Origin of the sequence: Streptomyces sp. SID14515 (genome assembly GCF_010548505.1) — a bacterium.
GTDB lineage: Bacteria > Actinomycetota > Actinomycetes > Streptomycetales > Streptomycetaceae > Streptomyces > Streptomyces caviscabies.
The window spans coordinates 25,759-43,941 of sequence record NZ_JAAGMH010000109.1 but is presented as its reverse complement, the minus strand read 5'-3'; the positions used below and the strand labels follow the sequence as shown (position 1 = coordinate 43,941).

The window sequence follows — 18,183 nt, the reverse complement described above, 5'->3', positions numbered from 1 at the left end:
GCCGGGGCGGGGGCTGCGCGGGGGCCCGGTGGGGCAGCCGGGCGGCGAGGGCGAAGCCGCCGCCCCGGGGGCCGTGGTCGAGCGAACCGCCGACGAGCCGCACCCGCTCGGCCAGCCCGATGAGCCCGCGGCCCCCGTGCGCGGGAGGCGGGTCGGACGGCGGGCGGGCCGGAATGCGGGCCGGTGGGCGAGCTGACGGGCGGAGCTGAAAGCGGGCCGGTGGGCGGGCCGATGGACGTAGGGGCCAACGGGTCGATGAGCCGGACGAGGCGGCCGAGGCAACGTGGCTGGACGAAGCAGACGGGCTGGACGAAGCGGAAGGGCCGTCCGGGACGGACAGCGCGGCCGGGCCGGACGAGGCGGCGTGGCTAGACGAGGCGGCCGAGGCAGCACGGCTGGACGAGGCAGACGAGGCAGCCTGGCCTGCCGGGGCGGCCGGGGCGGCCGGAGCAGCCTGGCCTGCCGGGGCCTCGTTTCTGACCACCACCCTGGTCTCGGTCGCCGTGTACGAGAGTTCGACGCTCACGACATCGCCGGGCGCGTGCTTGACCGCGTTGGTCAGGCCTTCCTGCACGACCCGGTGCGCGGCGCGTTCGACGGCGGGCGGAAGTTCCGCCGCCTCGCCGTCCACCGTCAGTTCGACGGCGAGCCCGGAGGCAGCCGCCTCGCCGACGAGCCGGGCGATGTCGGAGTCCCCCGGCCCCTGCGGCGGGCCCTCGCTCTCCTCGCGGAGGACGCCGATGACCTCGCCGAGGCGTTCCACCGCGGCGGCGGCCCGGCCCCGGATGTCCTGGGCGGCCCGCCGGTGCCGCTCGTCCAGGCCGGGCGCCAGCTTCAGGGCGCCGGCCGACAGGGCGATCAGGCTGAGGTCGTGGCCCAGCACGTCGTGCATGTCCTGGGCGATCCGGGCCCGCTCCAGCAGCCTCGCCTGCTCGGCGACCAACTGCCTTTCCCGCTCCAGCTGTTCGGCCCGCTCCCAGCCGGCCCGCACCAGCTCCCGGTACTGACGTGAGAACCTCCCCACGAACCAGGGCACCAGCACGGCCAGGACGACCACCGCCACGAACTGCGTCCCGAGAGCGAGCAGGGACGGCACCACGGCGACCGCCACCGCCCCGGCGGCGAGAGCTCCGGCCAGGAGCAGGACGACCGTTCTGCCGCGCCCGGGCCCCCGCCCCGCGGCGAACGCGGCGATCGCGGTCGGCAGGCCCCACCACCACCCCACCAGACTCAGCGCGCCGAACGCCGCGGCGGCAGGCGCCAGCAGTCCGCCCGGGTCCGCCCACCGGAGGCCGGGCCGCCGGCCGCCAGTCCTTTTCACGAGCGAGAAGCTGTTCACGAGGGAGAGGTTACGGAGACGGGCAGGCCTTCCGGCACTGCCGAAAGTCACCTACCGGGAGCCGGGGAGACGTCCCGCACCGGCCGGGGCGCGGCGAGGTCGAGCGGTGTCTCCACCGGCAGCAGTGCGGCGGCCCGCTCCCGCTCCCCCGCCCGGACCGCCGTGTGCACCTCGCGCGCGAGCGGGGTGACGTCGCGTACGGACACCGTCCACTCGTCCGCGTACAGCCGGGCGGCCTCACCGCTGAGCCCGAGCTGGAGGGAGCGGTACGGGAGCGGGTTCAGGTCGAGGTCGCGTTCGGGGTCCCACTGGACCCGGGCGGGGGCGGTGCGCAGGCTGCGCTTCCAGGCGATCCGGTCCGGGTGCACATCGCGTACGTAGTGGGAGAGTTCGGCGTGGGCGAGGGCCCACTCCAGACCGGCGCGGTCGATCTCGACGGCGAGGACGACCTCCTGGCCCTCCTTCGTGCCCCAGCCGCAGCGGTACATCATCCACAGGAAGCTGGGCTTGATCCAGGTCATCCGGTCCCGCTTCCAGGCCTCGGGGAACCGTCCGTCACGGGCGGCGGGCAGCCCGATCTCGGGCCGGTACGCCTGGTACACGGTGACGGTGGTGGCGGTGTGGAGCGCACGGATCTGGTGACGGGGCGGGAGGGGCGGGGTGTTCATGGGCCCAGGATGCGGGAGGCGTTCGCCGTCGGGCACCTGGTTTTCGGCGGTGCGGGCACACGCCGGACCCCCGCCCGCGGCGTACGCGGACGGGGGTCGGGACGGGTCGGATCCGGCTCAGTGGTTGCGCGGGAAGCCGAGGTCGACGCCTGCGGGGGCGTCGGCCGGGTCGGGCCAGCGGGTGGTGACGACCTTGCCGCGGGTGTAGAAGTGCACGCCGTCGTTGCCGTAGATGTGGTGGTCGCCGAAGAGCGAGTCCTTCCAGCCGCCGAAGGAGTGGTAGCCCACCGGGACCGGGATCGGGACGTTGACGCCGACCATGCCGGCCTCGACCTCCAGCTGGAAGCGGCGGGCCGCGCCGCCGTCGCGGGTGAAGATCGCGGTGCCGTTGCCGAACGGCGAGGCGTTCATGAGGGCGACGCCGTCCTCGTACGTGTCGACGCGGAGCACGCACAGCACCGGGCCGAAGATCTCGTCCTTGTACGCGTCGGAGTCGGTGGAGACCTTGTCCAGGAGGGACAGGCCGATCCAGTGGCCGTCCTCGAAGCCCTCGACCGTGTGGCCCGTGCCGTCGAGGACGACCTCCGCGCCCTGGGCGGCGGCGCCCGTGACGTAGGAGGCGACCTTGTCGCGGTGGGCGGCGGTGATCAGGGGGCCCATCTCGGAGGCGGGGTCGTTGCCGGGGCCGATCGTGATCTTCTCGGCCCGCTCGCGGATCTTGGCGACCAGCTCGTCGCCGATCGCGCCGACCGCCACGACGGCGGAGATCGCCATGCAGCGCTCACCGGCGGAGCCGTACGCCGCCGAGACCGCCGCGTCGGCGGCCGCGTCCAGGTCGGCGTCCGGGAGGACGAGCATGTGGTTCTTCGCGCCGCCGAGTGCCTGGACGCGCTTGCCGTTGGCGGAGGCGGTGGCGTGGATGTAGCGGGCGATGGGGGTGGAGCCGACGAAGGAGACGGCGGCCACGTCGGGGTGGTTGAGCAGGCCGTCGACCGCGACCTTGTCGCCGTGCAGAACGTTGAGGACGCCGTCCGGAAGGCCCGCTTCCGAGGCCAGCTCGGCCAGCAGGTTGGCGGCCGAGGGGTCCTTCTCGCTGGGCTTCAGCACGAACGTGTTGCCGCAGGCGATGGCCAGCGGGAACATCCACATCGGCACCATGGCCGGGAAGTTGAACGGGGTGATGCCCGCGACGACGCCGAGCGACTGGCGGATCGAGGAGACGTCGACCCGGTTGGAGACCTGGGTGGACAGCTCGCCCTTGAGCTGGGTGGTGATCCCGCACGCCAGCTCGACGATCTCCAGACCGCGGGCGACCTCGCCCAGCGCGTCCGAGTGCACCTTGCCGTGCTCGGCGGTGATCAGCGCGGCGATGTCGTCGCGATGGGCGTCCAGCAGCGCGCGGTAGCGGAAGAGGACCGCGGTGCGCTGGGCGAGCGAGGAGGTGCCCCACGTCGCGTACGCGGCCTTCGCCGCCGCCACGGCCGCGTCGACCTCCTCCACGGAGGCGAGCGCCACCTGCGTGGTGACCGCGCCGGTGGCCGGGTCCGTGACGGGACCGTACTGGCCCGACGTGCCCTCCACTGTCTTGCCGCCGATCCAGTGGTTGACGGTCTTCGTCATGACGTACTCCTTCAGGCTTCAAGCAGGCGCAGGTTCAGGCGTTCAGGCAGGGCTTACAGGTGGCGGCGTCGGGCGGCGGCCTGCCGGTCGTACTCCTCCCGGGCCTTGACCGCCGCCGGTCGGCTCGCGGTTTCGGCTACCGGAACATCCCACCACGCCTGTGCCGGAGGGGGGCCCGACACTGTGTCGGGCGTTTCGGTCTCGACGTAGACACAAGTGGGGCCCTCCGCGTCGCGGGCCTCGGAGAGGGCTTTGCGCAGGTCGTCGACGGTGGTGGCGCGCAAGACCCGCATGCCGAGGGAGGCCGCGTTGGCGGCCAGGTCGACGGGGAGCGGCGGGCCGGTGAAGCCGCCGTCGGCGTCCCGGTGGCGGTAGGCCGTGCCGAAGCCTTCGGCGCCGACCGCTTCGGAGAGGCCGCCGATGGAGGCGTACCCGTGGTTCTGGAGGATCAGCAGTTTGAGGGGGAGGTTCTCCTGGACGGCGGTGACGATCTCGGTGGGGTTCATCAGGTACGTGCCGTCGCCGACGAGCGCCCAGACGGGGCGGCCCTCACGGCCCTGGCTTCCGGTCGCGAGCAGGACGCCGATCGCGGCCGGGATCTCGTAGCCCATGCAGGAGTAGCCGTACTCGACGTGGTACTGGTCGCGGGAGCGGGCGCGCCAGAGTTTGTGCAGGTCGCCGGGGAGGGAGCCGGCGGCGTTGATGAGGATGTCGTCCTCGGTGACCAGGGTGTCGAGGAGGCCGAGGACCTGGGTCTGGGTGGGGCGCGCGGTGGGGTCGGGGGTGGCGAAGGACGCCTCGACCCGTTCCTCCCACGCCTCCTTCGCGCCGGTGTACTCCGTCTCGTACGCCGGGTCGACCCGGTAGCCGCGTCCGGCGAGCGCCGCCGTCAGAGCCTCGAGGCCCGCGCGGGCGTCGGCGACCAGCGGGAGGGCGGCCAGTTTGTGGGCGTCGAAGCCGGTGATGTTGAGGTGGAGGAAGCGGACGCCGGGGTTCGAGAAGAGGGTGCCGGACGCGGTGGTGAAGTCGGAGAAGCGGGTGCCGATGCCGATCACCAGGTCGGCGGTGCGGGCCAGTTCGTCGGCGGTGGCGGTGCCGGTGTGGCCGATACCGCCGACGTCGGCCGGGTGGTCGTGGCGGAGCGCGCCCTTGCCCGCCTGGGTGGCGGCGACCGGGATGCGGGTCGCGGCGGTGAACGCGGCGAGCGTCTCCTCCGCGGCGCTGTGCCGGACCCCGCCGCCCGCGACGATCAGCGGGCGGCGGGCGGAGCGCACCGCCCGCACCGCCGCTTCCAGTTCGAACGTGTCGGGGGCGGGCCTGCGGACGTGCCAGTCGCGCTCGGCGAAGAACTCCTCCGGCCAGTCGTACGCCTCCGCCTGCACGTCCTGCGGCAGCGCGAGCGTGACGGCTCCGGTCTCGACGGGGTCGGCGAGGACCCGCATCGCCTGGAGGGCCGCCGGAATCAGCGCCTCCGGCCGGGTGATCCGGTCGAAGTAGCGCGAGACGGGGCGCAGACAGTCGTTGACCGAGACATCTCCCGCGTACGGCAGTTCGAGCTGTTGCAGTACGGGGTCGGCGGGCCGGGTCGCGAAGGTGTCGCCGGGCAGGAGGAGGACGGGCAGGCGGTTGATCGTGGCGAGGGCGGCCCCGGTGACGAGGTTGGTGGCTCCCGGGCCGATGGACGTGGTCACCGCGTGCGCCGAGAGCCGCCCCGACTGACGGGCGTACCCCACGGCCGCGTGCACCATGGCCTGTTCGTTGCGGCCCTGGAGGTAGGGCATGCGGTGCCCGGCCCCGTTGCCGTTGCCGGGGGTGGTTCCGCCGGGGCTGCCGGGGCCGCCGCCCGCCGCCGCTTCCACGAGCGCCTGGCCGATGCCCGCGACGTTGCCGTGGCCGAAGATGCCCCAGGTGGCGCTGATGAGCCGCTGCCGTCGGCCGTCGCGCTCGGTGTACTGCCGGGACAGGAAGGCCACCAGCGCCTGAGCGGTGGTCAGCCGGCGGGTGGGACAGTGGGGGTCGGCGGTACTCGTCGGGGTCGCGGGACTCGTCGGGCTCAAGGCGTTACCTCCGGGCCGGGCGACGGATGCGCCGTGTACAGCGGGAGTCTGGCGTCGATCGGCTCGCCTGGCCAGGTGTCGCGGATCCAGCGGTGGTCGGGATGGTCGCGGATCAGCCAGGCGCGCTCCTCCCCCGGCCCGGCCATCACGTTCAGGTAGTACAGCGTCCGGCCGGGCGGGGCGATGGACGGGCCGTGCCAGCCGTCGGGGATGAGGACGGCGTCACCGCTGCGCACTTCGGCCAGCACGTCCGTACCGCCGTCGCGCGACGGGGAGACCCGGTGGTAGCCGAGCCCGCCGTCCGCCACCTCGAAGTAGTAGATCTCCTCCAGTTCGCACTCCTCGCCCGGCACGTGCTCGTCGTGCTTGTGGGGCGGGTAGGAGGACCAGTTGCCGCCGGGGGTGAGGACCTCCACGGCGATCAGCCGGTCGCAGTCGAAGGTGTCGGCGGCGGCGAAGTTGTTCACCTGCCGCGAGCAGGTCCCGGAGCCGCGCAGCTCGACGGGTACCTCCGGCGCGGGACCGTAGCGAGCGGGGAGTCGTCGCTCGCACTTCGCTCCTGCCAGGGCGAAGCGGCCTCCTGCGCCGGAGGAGATCTGTGCCCGGGTGTCGCGCGGCACGTAGGCGAAGTCGGATACCCCGCTGAACACGCTCTCCCGGCCCAGCAGTTCAAAGGTCTCACCTGCTGTATGCACCGTACAGCCACCGGCCAACGGCAGGACGATCCATTCACTACCGCCGGTGACGAGCGTGTGAACACCGCCCGGCTCCAGCTCCAGCACCCGCAGGGCCGAACGGTCCCAGCCGGCCCGCCCGGGATCGATGTCGACGGCGTACGCCCCGCGCGCGGCGCTGCCGGCCGGGAGGTGGCACTCGGGCTGCCGCCCTCGGTGAGGTTGTTGGGGATGATGCGTCGTCATGGCCCCTCCCTACCCGTACGGAGCAGCGATACGGCGGTGTCGACGGCGCTCGCCACGTTCCCGTCGACCGGGTAGAGCAGCGAGCGTCCCACGACCAGCCCCCGCACGGTGGGCAGTCGCAGCGCGTCGCGCCATTTCCCGTACGCCGCGTCCTGGTCCTCGCCGACCTCGCCGCCGAGCAGGACGGCGGGCAGCGTGGAGGCCTCCATCGCCCGGCCCATGGCGTCGGGGTCGTCGGTGACGGGGACCTTGAGCCAGGTGTACGCGGAGGTCCCGGCGAGGCCCGAAGCGATGGCGATGGAGGTCGCCACGGCGGCGGCGCCGAGATCGTTGCGGAGGCGGCCGTCGACACGGCGGCAGAGGAACGGCTCGACGAAGACGGGCAGCCGGTGCGCGGCCATCGCGTCGATGGTGCGGGCGGCGGTGTGCAGGGTGTCCAGCGAACCGGGGTCGTCGTGGTCGATGCGGAGCAGCAGCTTCCCGGCGTCGAACCCGTGGCGGACCAGGTCGTCGGGGCGGTATCCGGTGAACCGGTCGTCGAGCTCGAACGCGGCGCCGGCCAGCCCGCCGCGGTTCATCGAGCCCATCACGATCTTGTCCTCCAGGGCTCCGAGGAGGAGGAGATCGTCCAGGACGTCGGCGGAGGCGAGCACTCCGTCGACGCCGGGGCGGGAGAGGGCGAGGCAGAGCCGCTCCAGCAGCTCGAAGCGGTTGGCCATGGCGAGCGACCGGTCCCCGACGGCGAGCGCGCCGCGCGCGGGATGGTCGGCCGCGATGATCATCAACCGGTCGCCGCTGGTACGGATCAGCCGTCGCCGCTTCCGCCGCGCGGCGGCCTCGGCCACGGCTTCGGGCCGCTCGGCGCGCAGCCGGACCAGCTCGGAGAGGGAGGGCGCGAGCGGCGTCATGATCCCGCTCCGGCCCTGGGCGCTGCGGGGGCGCCGGGCTCGGCCGAAGCGCCAGGGTCCGCCGATGCGCCGGGCTCGGCCGGAGCGCCGGGATCCGCCGAAGCGCTGGGGTCCGCCGGAGCGCCGGGGTCGGCCTGGGTGCCGGGGTCGGCCGGGACGCCGAGGTCCGCCGGGGCACTGGGGTCCGCCGACCCCGCCTGATCGCCCCGGTCCGCCGTGACGGCTCCGGCCGTGAGAGCTCGCTCGACCTCGTCCGGGAACGGCATCGCGGACGAGCAGGCGAGCCGGGAGGCGACGATCGCGCCGGCCGCGTTCGCGTACCGTACGAGGCGGTCGAGGGGCCATCCCGCGAGCAGCCCGTGGCAGAGCGCGCCGCCGAACGCGTCACCCGCGCCGAGGCCGTTGACCACCTCCACCGGCAGCGGCGGGCAATCGGCGGTGGTGCCGTCGCGGTGGACGGCGAGCACGCCCTTCGGCCCCTGCTTGACGACGGCGAGCTCCACCCCGGCCGCGAGCAACGCGCGGGCCGCCGCGTACGGTTCGCGTTCGCCGGTCGCGATTCGGCACTCGTCGATGTTGCCGACGGCGACCGTGGCATGGGCCAGCGCCTCGCGGTACCGCGCGGGCGCCTCGGTGCTGTCGTCGCCCCCGTCCCAGAACATCGGCCGCCAGTCGAGGTCGAAGACGGTCGCCATCGCCGTCCGCGGCGCACCCGCCGGGCCGGTGCCGCGCGCGTCGAGGGCGGCCAGGGTGGCGGAACGGCTCGGCTCGGCGCTGAGTCCGGTCCCCGTCATCCAGAAGATCCTGGCCTCGCGCACCGCGTCCAGATCCAGGTCAGGCGCGTGGATCTCCAGGTCAGGAGCCTTGGGCTGCCGGTAGAAGTAGAGCGGGAAGTCGTCCGGCGGAAAGATCTCGCAGAAGGTGACCGGGGTCGGATACTCCGCCACCGCCGTCGCCCAGCGGGCATCCACGCCGAACCGTTCCAGTTCCTGGTGGAGATACGCGCCGAAGGCGTCCTGCCCGGTCCGGGTGATCACGGCCGTACGCCGCCCCAGCCGGGCCGCCGCCACCGCGACGTTCGTCGGGGAGCCGCCGAGGAACTTGCCGAACGTCTCGACCCGGGCGAGCGGTACCCCGACCTCCAGCGGGTAGAGGTCCACCCCGATCCGTCCCATGGTGATCACGTCGTACGGCTCAGGCATACGCATCCCTTCGACCCGCCGGTGGCCGGCTGGTCCCAGGTCTAGTCCCCTCCCGGGAACCCTGTCAATATTTTGTCCGGACATTCGGACGAAGCCTTGACACCCTTCCGCACCGGCCACGAGGCTGGGCGTTATGACCCCCTCCGTCCGCTCCTCGGCCCGCATCCGTATCGGCTCGGCCCCCGACTCCTGGGGCGTGTGGTTCCCCGACGACCCGAAGCAGGTGCCCTGGCAACGCTTCCTCGACGAGGTGGCCGAGGCCGGGTACGCATGGATCGAGCTCGGCCCGTACGGCTATCTGCCCACCGACCCGGCCAGGCTGGCCGACGAGACCCGAAGCCGGGGGCTCACGGTGTCCGCCGGCACTGTTTTCACCGGATTGCACCACGGACCGGACGTCTGGGACCGGACCTGGGCGCATGTCGCGGACATCGCCGGACTGACCCGGGCCATGGGCGCCGAACACCTGGTCGTCATCCCCTCCTTCTGGCGCGACGACAAGACGGGCGAGGTGCTGGAGGACCGCACGCTGACGCCCGCTCAATGGCGGGACCTGACGACGCAGACGGAGCGGCTGGGCCGGGAGGTCCGGGAGCGGTTCGGGCTGCGGATCGTCGTCCATCCGCACGCCGACACCCACATCGACACCGAGGAGAACGTCAACCGCTTCCTCGACGCCACCGATCCGGACCTGGTCTCGCTCTGCCTGGACACCGGGCACTACGCCTACTGCGGCGGCGACAGCGTCAAGCTCATCGAGACGTACGGGGAACGCGTCGGCTACCTCCATCTCAAGCAGGTCGATCCGGAGATCCTGGCGGCGGTGGTGGCGGACGAGGTGCCGTTCGGCCCGGCGGTGGCCCGGGGCGTGATGTGCGAGCCGCCCGGCGGAGTCCCCGCCCTGGAACCGGTCCTGGACGCGGCCCGTGCCCTGGACGTCGACCTGTTCGCGATCGTGGAGCAGGACATGTATCCGTGCCCGCCGGACAAGCCGTTCCCCATCGCGCGCCGCACCCGCGAGTTCCTCCGCTCCTGCGGCGGAACCCGCTCGCCCGACCCGGCATCCTGAGGCCTCCGCGCCGAAGCCCCCGAGACCCCCGGGACCCCCGGGACCCCCGGGTCAGATTCCCGTGCGCCCGTCGACCCGTTCGCGGATCAGGTCGGCGTGGCCGCAGTGCCGGGCGTACTCGCCGATCATGTGCGTGTAGATCCAGCGCAGCGTGACCTGCCCGCCCATGAACGGGCTGGTGTCGTCGAGCGCTCGGGCCGCGCAGTTCTGCCGGGCCCTTGCCACCTCGGCCTCCCACCGCGCGAGCGCCTGCTCGTGGGTGGAGTCCTCGGCGAGCTCCCAGCCGCCCGCGTGCCCCTGAGTCCCGTCGCCGGCCGGAGGGGCGAAGAGCGGTGGGGCGTCCTCCTGGGCGAGCACCCGGCGGAACCAGTTCCGCTCGACCTCCGCCAAGTGCTGGAGCAGTCCGAGCAGAGTGATCGGCGAGGGCGCGGCGGCCGCCTCACGCAGGCCCTCCTCGGGCAGGTCGGCGCACTTCTGGGCGAGGGTGGCGCGGTAGAAGTCCAGCCAACTCTCCAGAGAGGTGCGTTCGTCGGCGACCAGCGGGGGCATCGGGCGTTCGGAAGTGCTCATGGTCGTCATCGTGGCACCCGGGTCCGACAGTGGCCGCGATCCCGCACCACCGGCCCCGGTTCATCCTTTCTGCCACAGCAGTAACCGTTTCGGTACACATATCTCCGTTACGCGGGTTTTCTGTCACAGCCGGTCGACAGCCCCACCCCGCCTGCCGCCCAAGGTCGTTCAACCGAGCACAGGCTGAGTGATCGTCGGCTTGAGAAGTGCAGAGAGGTGTCACCGATGACGGACAGAACGCTCTGGTCCTACAAGGACATTGCCGCGCACATCCAGGTCCAGCCGGACACCGTCCGCTCCTATCGCAAGCACGGGCTCCTTCCCCCGCCCGACCAGGTGAAGAACGGGAAACCGTATTGGTACGGCGACACCGTCCGCGCCTGGGTCGCCTCCCGCCCCCGCAACAGGGGCCGTTGACGCCCGGCGCGGACACCGCCGCCGCCCCGGGCCCGCTACCTCCGGTCGGCCGCGCGGAAGAGGCCCGTCCAGAGGAACGGCTCCCCGAAGAGCGGGGATTCGGGAGCCTCGTCGTTCATCCGGCGCAGCACTATCTCCTCCGTCCCCGTCAGGCCGGTGAAGATGTGGCGCAGTTGCTCCGATGTGTAGGCGAGCCCGCCGTGCAGGCCGCCGGTCCGGTAGAGCTCGGCGTCCGGCAGTTCCGAGCCCATCCCGCCCTCCCCTGCGGCGAAACAGGTGAGCGCGAAGTGGCCGCCGGGGGCCAGGCAACGTTCCAGAAGGGCGAGGTAGCTGATACGGCGGTGGGGCGGCAGGTGGTGGAAGCAGCCGGAGTCGTAGATCAGGTCGTAGGGCCCGGCCAGGGGCGCCCCCGCCGCCGTCAGGGCGAACGCGTCACCGAGGTGGAACCGGACATCGCCGGCCCCCGCCCCGCCGACCCGGGTTGCTTCGGCCCGGGTTCCTTCGGCCCGCTCCCGGGCCCAGGCGATCGCTCCCGGGGAGAGGTCGACCGCGTCGACGTCGAAGCCGAGCGAGGCCAGGTGAAGCGCGTTGCGGCCGGGCCCACAGCCGAGTTCGAGCGCACGGCCCGGGGCGATCAGCCCCTGGCGGACATATGCGTCGAGGTTCTCATCGGGCTTGTCCACGAAGAACGGCACCGGCTTCGAACGGTCCGCGTAGAAGTCGTCCCACCAGGACGCGCCACCGACCGTCCACCGGTCCGCCTCCGGGGCGAACAGCCCGTCCATCAACGCCATTACGTCATCCGTCGTGCGTACGTTCCGGTCCATCCGGGCCCCCTTTTCCGTTGAGGAAATTTTAGGCTCGATGAGCATGAAAGCCCAGGTCAACGATTGTTTGCCGATGCCGTCGGCGGGCCTTTGACGCCTTCCGGGGCGGGCGGGGAACCCGGCCCCCGCCCGCCATCCGTTCGATGCCGCGCGGGCCCGTCACGCGGCGTCCTGAGGCCATTCCCGGCTTCCCCGAGGGCTGTTTCCGAACCGGTTTCCGTCGTCGGTCTCAGCGTCTCGCCGGTTCGGCGATCTCCGTGCCCGCGCCCGCTATCTCCTCGGCCTCCGCCGTGGGCCCGGCGTCCCCGGGGCCGCTCCGGTCGCCCGGAACCTCCGGAGCGGCCGGGCCGACCAGGGTCGATTCCCCTTCGCTGAGGCCGAACTTGCGGTGGAAGGACCGCAGAGGTGCGGGGGCCCACCAGGTGGAGCGGCCCATCAGCTTCATCACGGCCGGGACCAGCAGGCTGCGCACCACCATGGCGTCCATCAGGACGGCGAGGGCGATACCGAGCCCCAGCATCTTGGTGTTGGTGACCCGCGAGGTGCCGATGGCCACCATCACGACCGCGAGGATCACGGCGGCCGCGGTGATCAGCCCGCCGGTGTGCCGGAGTCCGAAGGTGACGGAGTGCTCATGGTCGCCGGTGCGGTCGTATTCCTCCTTGATCCGGGATATCAGGAAGACCCCGTAGTCCATGGAGAGTCCGAAGGCCACGCAGAACATCAGGACGGGCAGCGTCGTCTCGATGTCGCCCGTACTGGTGAAGGCGAGCAGCCCGGAGAGATTCCCGTCCTGGAAGACCCAGACCACCGCTCCGAACATCGCGGTCAGGCTCAGGGCGTTGAGCACGACCGCCTGGAGCGGGATGAGCACGCTGCCGGTGAGCAGGAAGACCAGGAGCAGGGTCACGACCACGATGATCGCCACCGCCCAGGGCAACCGGTCGGCTATGGCGTCCTTGGAGTCGACGAGGACCGCCGCCGTGCCCGTCACCGAGGTATCGAGGGAGGACGCGGAGGGCACCGCCCTCAGATCCCGTACGAGCTGCTGGGTCTCCTCGCCGACGGCCTCGCCCTCGGGCAGCACGCTGTAGTAGGCGACGGAGTCCGCGGTGACCGGGCCGTCGACCCGCAGGACGCCGGGGAGTTGCTCGATCCGGCTCTTCAGGTCCGCGTACTCGGCGGGGGAACCCTGTCCCTCGGCCAGCACCTCCAGGCCGCCGCCGGGGCTGCCGGGGAACCCGTCGCGGATGTGTTCCTGGACGACCCGGGACTCCGCGCCGGCCGGCAGCTGGCGGTCGTCCGCCGTGCCGAACTTGACGCCCAGGAACGGCAGTCCGAGCAGCAGGAGCCCGACGGTGGTGACGACGGCGAAGACGGGCGCCCTGCGCATCACCAGCGCCGCCAGCTTCGCCCATCCCCGGCCCGGCGAGACGCCCGCGCCTTCGGCGGAGGTCTCCTTCTTACGGCGGCGCAGCAGCCGGCGTAGGTCCAGCGAGTTGATCCGGTGGCCGAGCAGGACCAGCGCCGCGGGCAGCAGGATCAGTGCGGCAGCGGCGGCCAGCAGGACCACGGCGATCCCGGCGTAGGCGAAGGACCGCAGGAAGTACTGCGGGAAGACCAGCATGGCCGACAAGGACACGGCCACGGTCAGCGCGGAGAACAGCACCGTACGCCCGGCGGTCCGCAGGGTCGTGCCCACCGCCGTCCGGGGGTCCGCCCCGCCGGCCAGCTCCTCGCGGAAGCGGCGGACGATGAACAGGGCGTAGTCGATGGCGAGTCCGAGGCCGAGGGCCGTGGTGAGGTTCATGGCGAAGACCGAGACGTCGGTGAACTCCGTCAGGCCCCGCAGCACGGCGTTGGTGCCGAGGATGGCGACGATGCCGACGCCGAGCGGCAGCATCGCGGCGACGGCGCTGCCGAAGACCATGACCAGCAGGACGAGCGTCACCGGCAGGGCGATCAGCTCGGCTCGCAGCAGGTCCTCCTGGATGATCGTCTGCATCTCGTGCTGCACGGCGACCGGCCCGCCGATGGAGACCGTCACCGGCCCCCGCTCCCCCGCGAAGTCCGGGGCTATCCGGTCGAGGGTCTCGCCGGCGGTCTTCTCGTCGCCCCCGATCCGGGCGGCGATGATCGCCTCGTGGCCGTCCTCGGAGCGCAGCGCGGGCGACTCCGTCCCCCAGTAGGACCCGATGCCCGAGATCCCCGGCTCGGCCTCCAACCGCTCGACGAGGCGGGCGGCCTCGGCGGCCACCGCCGGGTCGTCGACGGTCGCGGAGCCGCTGTCCACCAGCAGGAGCAGATTGGGCTGGGAGGCGGGGAACTCCCGCGCCAGCGCCTCGGTCGCATAGGTCGACTCGGCGTCGGGAGCCTGCCAGCCGCCGCTGCCCATCCGGTCCACCACACCGCTCCCGGCGAACACGGCGAGTGCGGTGATCACCAGAGCGGCCAGCAGCGCGAGCCGCGGCCGGGCGGTGACGAACCGGGTCCAGCCGCCGACCGAAGGCGGCGCGGAACGGTTGACTTCGGACATGGTGCGGTGTCCCCTTCACCGAGACCCGGGCAGCACAGGGCAGCATGGGTCGGTCGTTGCCACTTATCCGGCAAACACGAGTGATCGCTCGCGTTCCACTAGAATGCGAGCGAGTACTCGCGTTTGTCAACCGCATCATGAGAGCCGGGGATTGACCGTGTCGGAGGCCAAAGCCACCAAGGGCGCCGCAGCGGACGGAGCGGACGGCGGATCCACCGCCCACGCCGCCGACGGAGCGCCGGGCCCCGCCCGCCCACGCCGCCGCCAGGCCCGCGGCGAGGCCCGTATCGCCCAGCTGCTCCGGGCCGCCGCCGACGTCTTCTGCACCAGCGGCTACACCGCGTCCAGCACCAACGCCATCGCCCGCGAGGCCGGGGTGTCGCCGGGCACGCTCTACCAGTTCTTCCCGAACAAGGAGGCCATCGCCGTCGAGCTCGGCGACCAGCTGCTCAACCGCTGGCGGGACACCTACGGCGCCGCCTTCTCGCAGAGCCATATCGAGCTGCCGCTCGACCGCATGCTGGACGCCATCCTCGACCCGCTGATCGCCTTCAACTGCGAGAATCCGGCGTTCTCGGTCCTGATGCACGGCTCGGAGATCCCGGGCCGGATCACCGAGGAGCACGACACGCTGCACGCCACGATGCTGACGCGGGTCGAATCGGTGCTCGCCGGCTACCTCCCGGACGCGCCCGCCGAACAGGTCCACCGGATCGCCGACATGGCCTTCATGATCTTCAAGGCCGGGCTGGATCTGATCATGGCCCACGAGGGCGAGGAGCGCGAGGCCTACATCCAGGAGCTGAAGACGGTCATGTTCCGCTACCTGGATCCCCTGGTCGGCGACGACGCACTGCACCGGACCCGGGCCCCGCACGCGCCGTAGACCGCCACCGCAGACCGTCACCGACCACCACCGGCCACCACCGCGGCCCGCCACCGGTCGACACACGGCACCGCCAGGGCGCCTTCATACCCCCTAGGGGTATAGTATGGACGAGACGGGGCGCCCCGGGGTCCTCCGTGGCCCCATACGCCCCGCCGTACCGCCGAAACATGTCCGCGAAGAGGAGAACGTCATGACCGCCGAGACCGAGACCGCCCAGTCCACCGGCTCCTGCTGCTCGCCCACCGGTTCCTGCCACGACGGCGCGGCCGACGTGCGGATCGAGGGGACCGACGCGGTCACCGCCGTGTACCAGGTCAAGGGCATGACCTGCGGCCACTGCGAGGGCGCCGTGTCGGAGGAGATCTCCGAAATCGCGGGCGTGACCTCGGTCGCGGCCGTCGCCTCCACCGGCCTGGTCACCGTCACCTCCAAGGCCCCGCTGGCCGAGGAGGCCGTCCGTGCCGCCGTGGACGAGGCCGGGTACGAGCTCCTCGGCCCGGCCGCCTGAGGGCCGGCCCGCCGCGGCACCCCGTTCGTCGTCGGGCCGGCCTCACCAGCCGATACTGGTGGGGTACGGCCCGACCTGCGTTTCCCTGGAGTTCGGACATGGCCAGCACAGCAGCAGCCGATTCCCCGGCCGCCGACGCCTCCGAGGCCGAGCTCATGATCGGCGGGATGACCTGCGCCTCGTGCGCGGCCCGCGTCGAGAAGAAGCTCAACCGGATGGACGGCGTCACCGCCACGGTGAACTACGCGACCGAGAAGGCCCGCGTCACCTTCGGGGAGGGGCTGGAGCTGGGCGACCTCGTGGCCACGGTCGAGAAGACCGGCTACACGGCCCGCCCCGTCGCCCGACCGGAACGGAAGGCGCCGGCACCGGCACCGGCAGCCGCAGCCGCAGCCGCAGCCGCAGCAAAAGCGGAAACAGAAACGGAAACGGAAGCAGCCGACGCCGCCGCACCCCCGGCCCCCCGCCCGGACGAGGACCGGCGTGCGGACAGGGCTCGGACCACCGGCCAGGACGGCGACCCGCGCCCGGCAGCCCAGGACGCCGAAGCGGAACCGGACTCCTCCCTCACCGCGCTCCGGCAGCGTCTCGCCGTCTCCGCCGTCCTCTCCGTCCCCGTCGTCCTGCTCGCCATGATCCCGGCCCTCCAGTTCGACTACTGGCAGTGGCTGAGCCTCGCCCTCGCCGCGCCCGTCGTCGTCTGGGGCGGCCTGCCCTTCCACCGCGCCGCCTGGACCAACGCGAAGCACGGCGCGGCCACGATGGACACCCTGGTCTCGCTCGGCACGCTCGCCGCGTTCGGCTGGTCGCTGTGGGCCCTGTTCCTCGGCGACGCGGGTATGCCCGGCATGCGCCACGGCTTCGACCTCACCGTCTCGCGCGCCGACGCCACCTCGACGATCTACCTGGAGGTGGCGGCCGGGGTCATCACGTTCATCCTGCTGGGCCGCTACCTGGAAGCCCGCGCGAAGCGGAAGTCCGGGGCGGCGCTGCGGGCGCTGATGCATCTGGGCGCCAAGGACGTCGCCGTACTCAGGGCGGGCAGGGAGGTACGCGTCCCGGCGGGTGAGCTCGTCGTCGGCGATCGCTTCGTCGTGCGTCCCGGGGAGAAGATCGCGACGGACGGAACCGTGGTCGAGGGCTCCTCCGCCGTGGACGCCTCCATGCTCACCGGCGAGTCCGTACCCGTCGAGGTCACCACCGGCGACACCGTCACCGGCGCCACCCTCAACGCCGGCGGACGCCTCGTCATCGAAGCCACCCGCGTCGGAGCCGACACCCAACTCGCCCGCATGGCCCGCCTCGTCGAAGACGCCCAGAACGGCAAAGCCTCCGCCCAGCGCCTCGCCGACCGCATCTCCGCCGTCTTCGTCCCCATCGTCATCGCCCTCGCCCTCGCCACCCTCGGCTTCTGGCTCGGCAACGACGCCGGACTCACCGCAGCCTTCACCGCGGCCGTCGCCGTCCTCATCATCGCCTGCCCCTGCGCCCTCGGCCTCGCCACACCCACCGCCCTCATGGTCGGCACCGGCCGCGGCGCCCAACTCGGCATCCTCATCAAAGGCCCCGAAGTCCTGGAGACCACCCGCCGAGCCGACACCATCGTCCTCGACAAGACCGGCACCGTCACCACCGGCCGCATGACCCTCCAAACCACCCACACCACCCCCGGAACCGACGAGAAGGAAGTCCTCCGCCTCGCCGGAGCCCTGGAGAACTCCTCCGAACACCCCATCGCCCAGGCCGTGGCCACCGCCGCCACCAAAACCACCGGCCCCCTCCCCACCCCCGACGACTTCCAGAACATCCCCGGACTCGGCGTCCAGGGCGTCGTCGAAGGCCACACCGTCCTCGTCGGACGGCCCCGTCTCCTCGCCAACGCGGCGATCCCCCTCCCGGTCGAGTTGTCGGAGGCCCTGGCGGAAGCCGGGGAGCACGGCCGTACGGCCGTCGTGGTGGCCTGGGACGGCGAGGCGCGGGGCGTGTTCGGGGTGGCGGACGCGGTCAAGGACAGCAGCGCGGAGGCCGTCGCCGAGCTGCGCGCCCTGGGGCTGAGGCCCGTCCTGCTGACCGGCGACAACCTGGCCGTGGCGGAGGCCGTGGCGCGCGAGGTGGGCATCGACGAGGTCCATGCGGAGGTGCTTCCGGAGGACAAGGTGAACGTCGTGAAGCGCCTTCAGGCGGAGGGCCGGGTCGTCGCCATGGTCGGCGACGGGGTGAACGACGCCGCCGCGCTGGCCACGGCAGATCTGGGGCTGGCGATGGGCACCGGGACGGATGCGGCGATCGAGGCGAGCGACCTCACCCTGGTTCGTGGAGATCTCAAGGTGACAGCTGACGCAATCCGCCTCTCCAGGCGTACGCTGGCCACCATCAGGGGCAACCTCTTCTGGGCCTTCGGGTACAACGTCGCGGCCTTGCCCCTGGCTGCAAGTGGCCTGCTCAACCCAATGATCGCGGGAGCCGCCATGGCGTTTTCGTCCGTGTTCGTCGTCACGAACAGCCTACGGTTGCGTGCCTTCACGTAACTTCCACAAAGAGATTTAGATCACACCGATTTCAGGGTAACCATCCGGTGGGTTCGCGAGTCTTAGAGTGCGATGCCAAGGATGTCTTGGGGGACGTCCGATGGAGTGTCTTGGGGGACGCTCCT

Annotated in this window: 15 protein-coding genes; 5 read left to right on the top strand and 10 right to left on the bottom strand. The window is 72.2% G+C overall.

Translation table 11 applies throughout. From position 1 onward, the window contains the following. The 7 genes from G3I54_RS25660 to iolC all read right to left on the bottom strand — a co-directional run. On the bottom strand, positions 1 to 1,339 hold a 1,339-nt coding region (locus G3I54_RS25660; RefSeq protein ID WP_343240417.1), incomplete at its 3' end, for a histidine kinase. Positions 1,340 to 1,386: 47 nt separating this feature from the next. Beyond that, complete coding sequence (locus G3I54_RS25655) at positions 1,387 to 2,007, bottom strand: DUF4291 domain-containing protein (RefSeq protein ID WP_164617510.1); 621 nt, start codon at positions 2,005 to 2,007, stop codon at positions 1,387 to 1,389. Between the two features lie 117 nt (positions 2,008 to 2,124). Beyond that, on the bottom strand, positions 2,125 to 3,627 hold the full coding sequence (gene mmsA, locus G3I54_RS25650) for a CoA-acylating methylmalonate-semialdehyde dehydrogenase (RefSeq protein ID WP_164617508.1): 1,503 nt from the start codon (positions 3,625 to 3,627) through the stop codon (positions 2,125 to 2,127). Positions 3,628 to 3,680: 53 nt separating this feature from the next. Beyond that, positions 3,681 to 5,684 (bottom strand): 3D-(3,5/4)-trihydroxycyclohexane-1,2-dione acylhydrolase (decyclizing), encoded by a 2,004-nt coding sequence (gene iolD / locus G3I54_RS25645; RefSeq protein ID WP_164617497.1) that lies wholly within the window; start codon positions 5,682 to 5,684, stop codon positions 3,681 to 3,683. Then, a complete protein-coding gene (gene iolB, locus G3I54_RS25640) occupies positions 5,681 to 6,604 on the bottom strand; it encodes a 5-deoxy-glucuronate isomerase (RefSeq protein ID WP_164617496.1) in 924 nt (307 codons plus the stop codon). The genes iolD and iolB overlap by 4 nt, the downstream gene beginning before the upstream one ends. Then, positions 6,601 to 7,512, bottom strand: coding sequence for a deoxyribose-phosphate aldolase (locus G3I54_RS25635; RefSeq protein WP_164617494.1), 912 nt, complete (start codon positions 7,510 to 7,512; stop codon positions 6,601 to 6,603). Before G3I54_RS25635 ends, iolB begins: the two co-directional genes overlap by 4 nt. Then, positions 7,509 to 8,714, bottom strand: a complete 1,206-nt coding sequence (gene iolC, locus G3I54_RS25630) for a 5-dehydro-2-deoxygluconokinase (protein ID WP_164617492.1) — start codon at positions 8,712 to 8,714, stop codon at positions 7,509 to 7,511. Before iolC ends, G3I54_RS25635 begins: the two co-directional genes overlap by 4 nt. Before the next feature lie 133 nt (positions 8,715 to 8,847). Here iolC and G3I54_RS25625 point away from each other — a divergent pair, with 133 nt between their 5' ends. Next, a complete protein-coding gene (locus G3I54_RS25625) occupies positions 8,848 to 9,783 on the top strand; it encodes a sugar phosphate isomerase/epimerase (RefSeq protein WP_164617490.1) in 936 nt (311 codons plus the stop codon). Positions 9,784 to 9,834: 51 nt separating this feature from the next. Here the strand turns inward: G3I54_RS25625 and G3I54_RS25620 are convergent, their stop codons facing one another. Continuing rightward, on the bottom strand, positions 9,835 to 10,353 hold the full coding sequence (locus G3I54_RS25620) for a DinB family protein (protein ID WP_203687162.1): 519 nt from the start codon (positions 10,351 to 10,353) through the stop codon (positions 9,835 to 9,837). Between the two features lie 225 nt (positions 10,354 to 10,578). Here G3I54_RS25620 and G3I54_RS25615 point away from each other — a divergent pair, with 225 nt between their 5' ends. Continuing rightward, positions 10,579 to 10,770: a MerR family transcriptional regulator gene (locus G3I54_RS25615; RefSeq protein WP_010064909.1), complete on the top strand. Its 192-nt coding sequence runs from the start codon at positions 10,579 to 10,581 to the stop codon at positions 10,768 to 10,770. Positions 10,771 to 10,805: 35 nt separating this feature from the next. On the opposite strand, the gene G3I54_RS25610 is transcribed toward G3I54_RS25615, so the two are convergent. Beyond that, complete coding sequence (locus tag G3I54_RS25610) at positions 10,806 to 11,597, bottom strand: class I SAM-dependent methyltransferase (protein ID WP_164617488.1); 792 nt, start codon at positions 11,595 to 11,597, stop codon at positions 10,806 to 10,808. A gap of 229 nt (positions 11,598 to 11,826) precedes the next feature. Continuing rightward, positions 11,827 to 14,133 (bottom strand): MMPL family transporter, encoded by a 2,307-nt coding sequence (locus G3I54_RS25605; RefSeq protein ID WP_164617486.1) that lies wholly within the window; start codon positions 14,131 to 14,133, stop codon positions 11,827 to 11,829. Positions 14,134 to 14,290: 157 nt separating this feature from the next. On the opposite strand from G3I54_RS25605, the gene G3I54_RS25600 reads away from it, so the two are divergent. From G3I54_RS25600 to G3I54_RS25590, 3 genes are all read left to right on the top strand, one after another. Further along, positions 14,291 to 15,019, top strand: coding sequence for a TetR/AcrR family transcriptional regulator (locus G3I54_RS25600; protein ID WP_164617484.1), 729 nt, complete (start codon positions 14,291 to 14,293; stop codon positions 15,017 to 15,019). 193 nt (positions 15,020 to 15,212) lie between these two features. Continuing rightward, positions 15,213 to 15,530, top strand: a complete 318-nt coding sequence (locus G3I54_RS25595) for a heavy-metal-associated domain-containing protein (protein WP_164617482.1) — start codon at positions 15,213 to 15,215, stop codon at positions 15,528 to 15,530. A gap of 98 nt (positions 15,531 to 15,628) precedes the next feature. Beyond that, positions 15,629 to 18,058, top strand: coding sequence for a heavy metal translocating P-type ATPase (locus tag G3I54_RS25590; protein ID WP_164617480.1), 2,430 nt, complete (start codon positions 15,629 to 15,631; stop codon positions 18,056 to 18,058). The last annotated feature ends 125 nt before the right edge of the window (positions 18,059 to 18,183 follow it).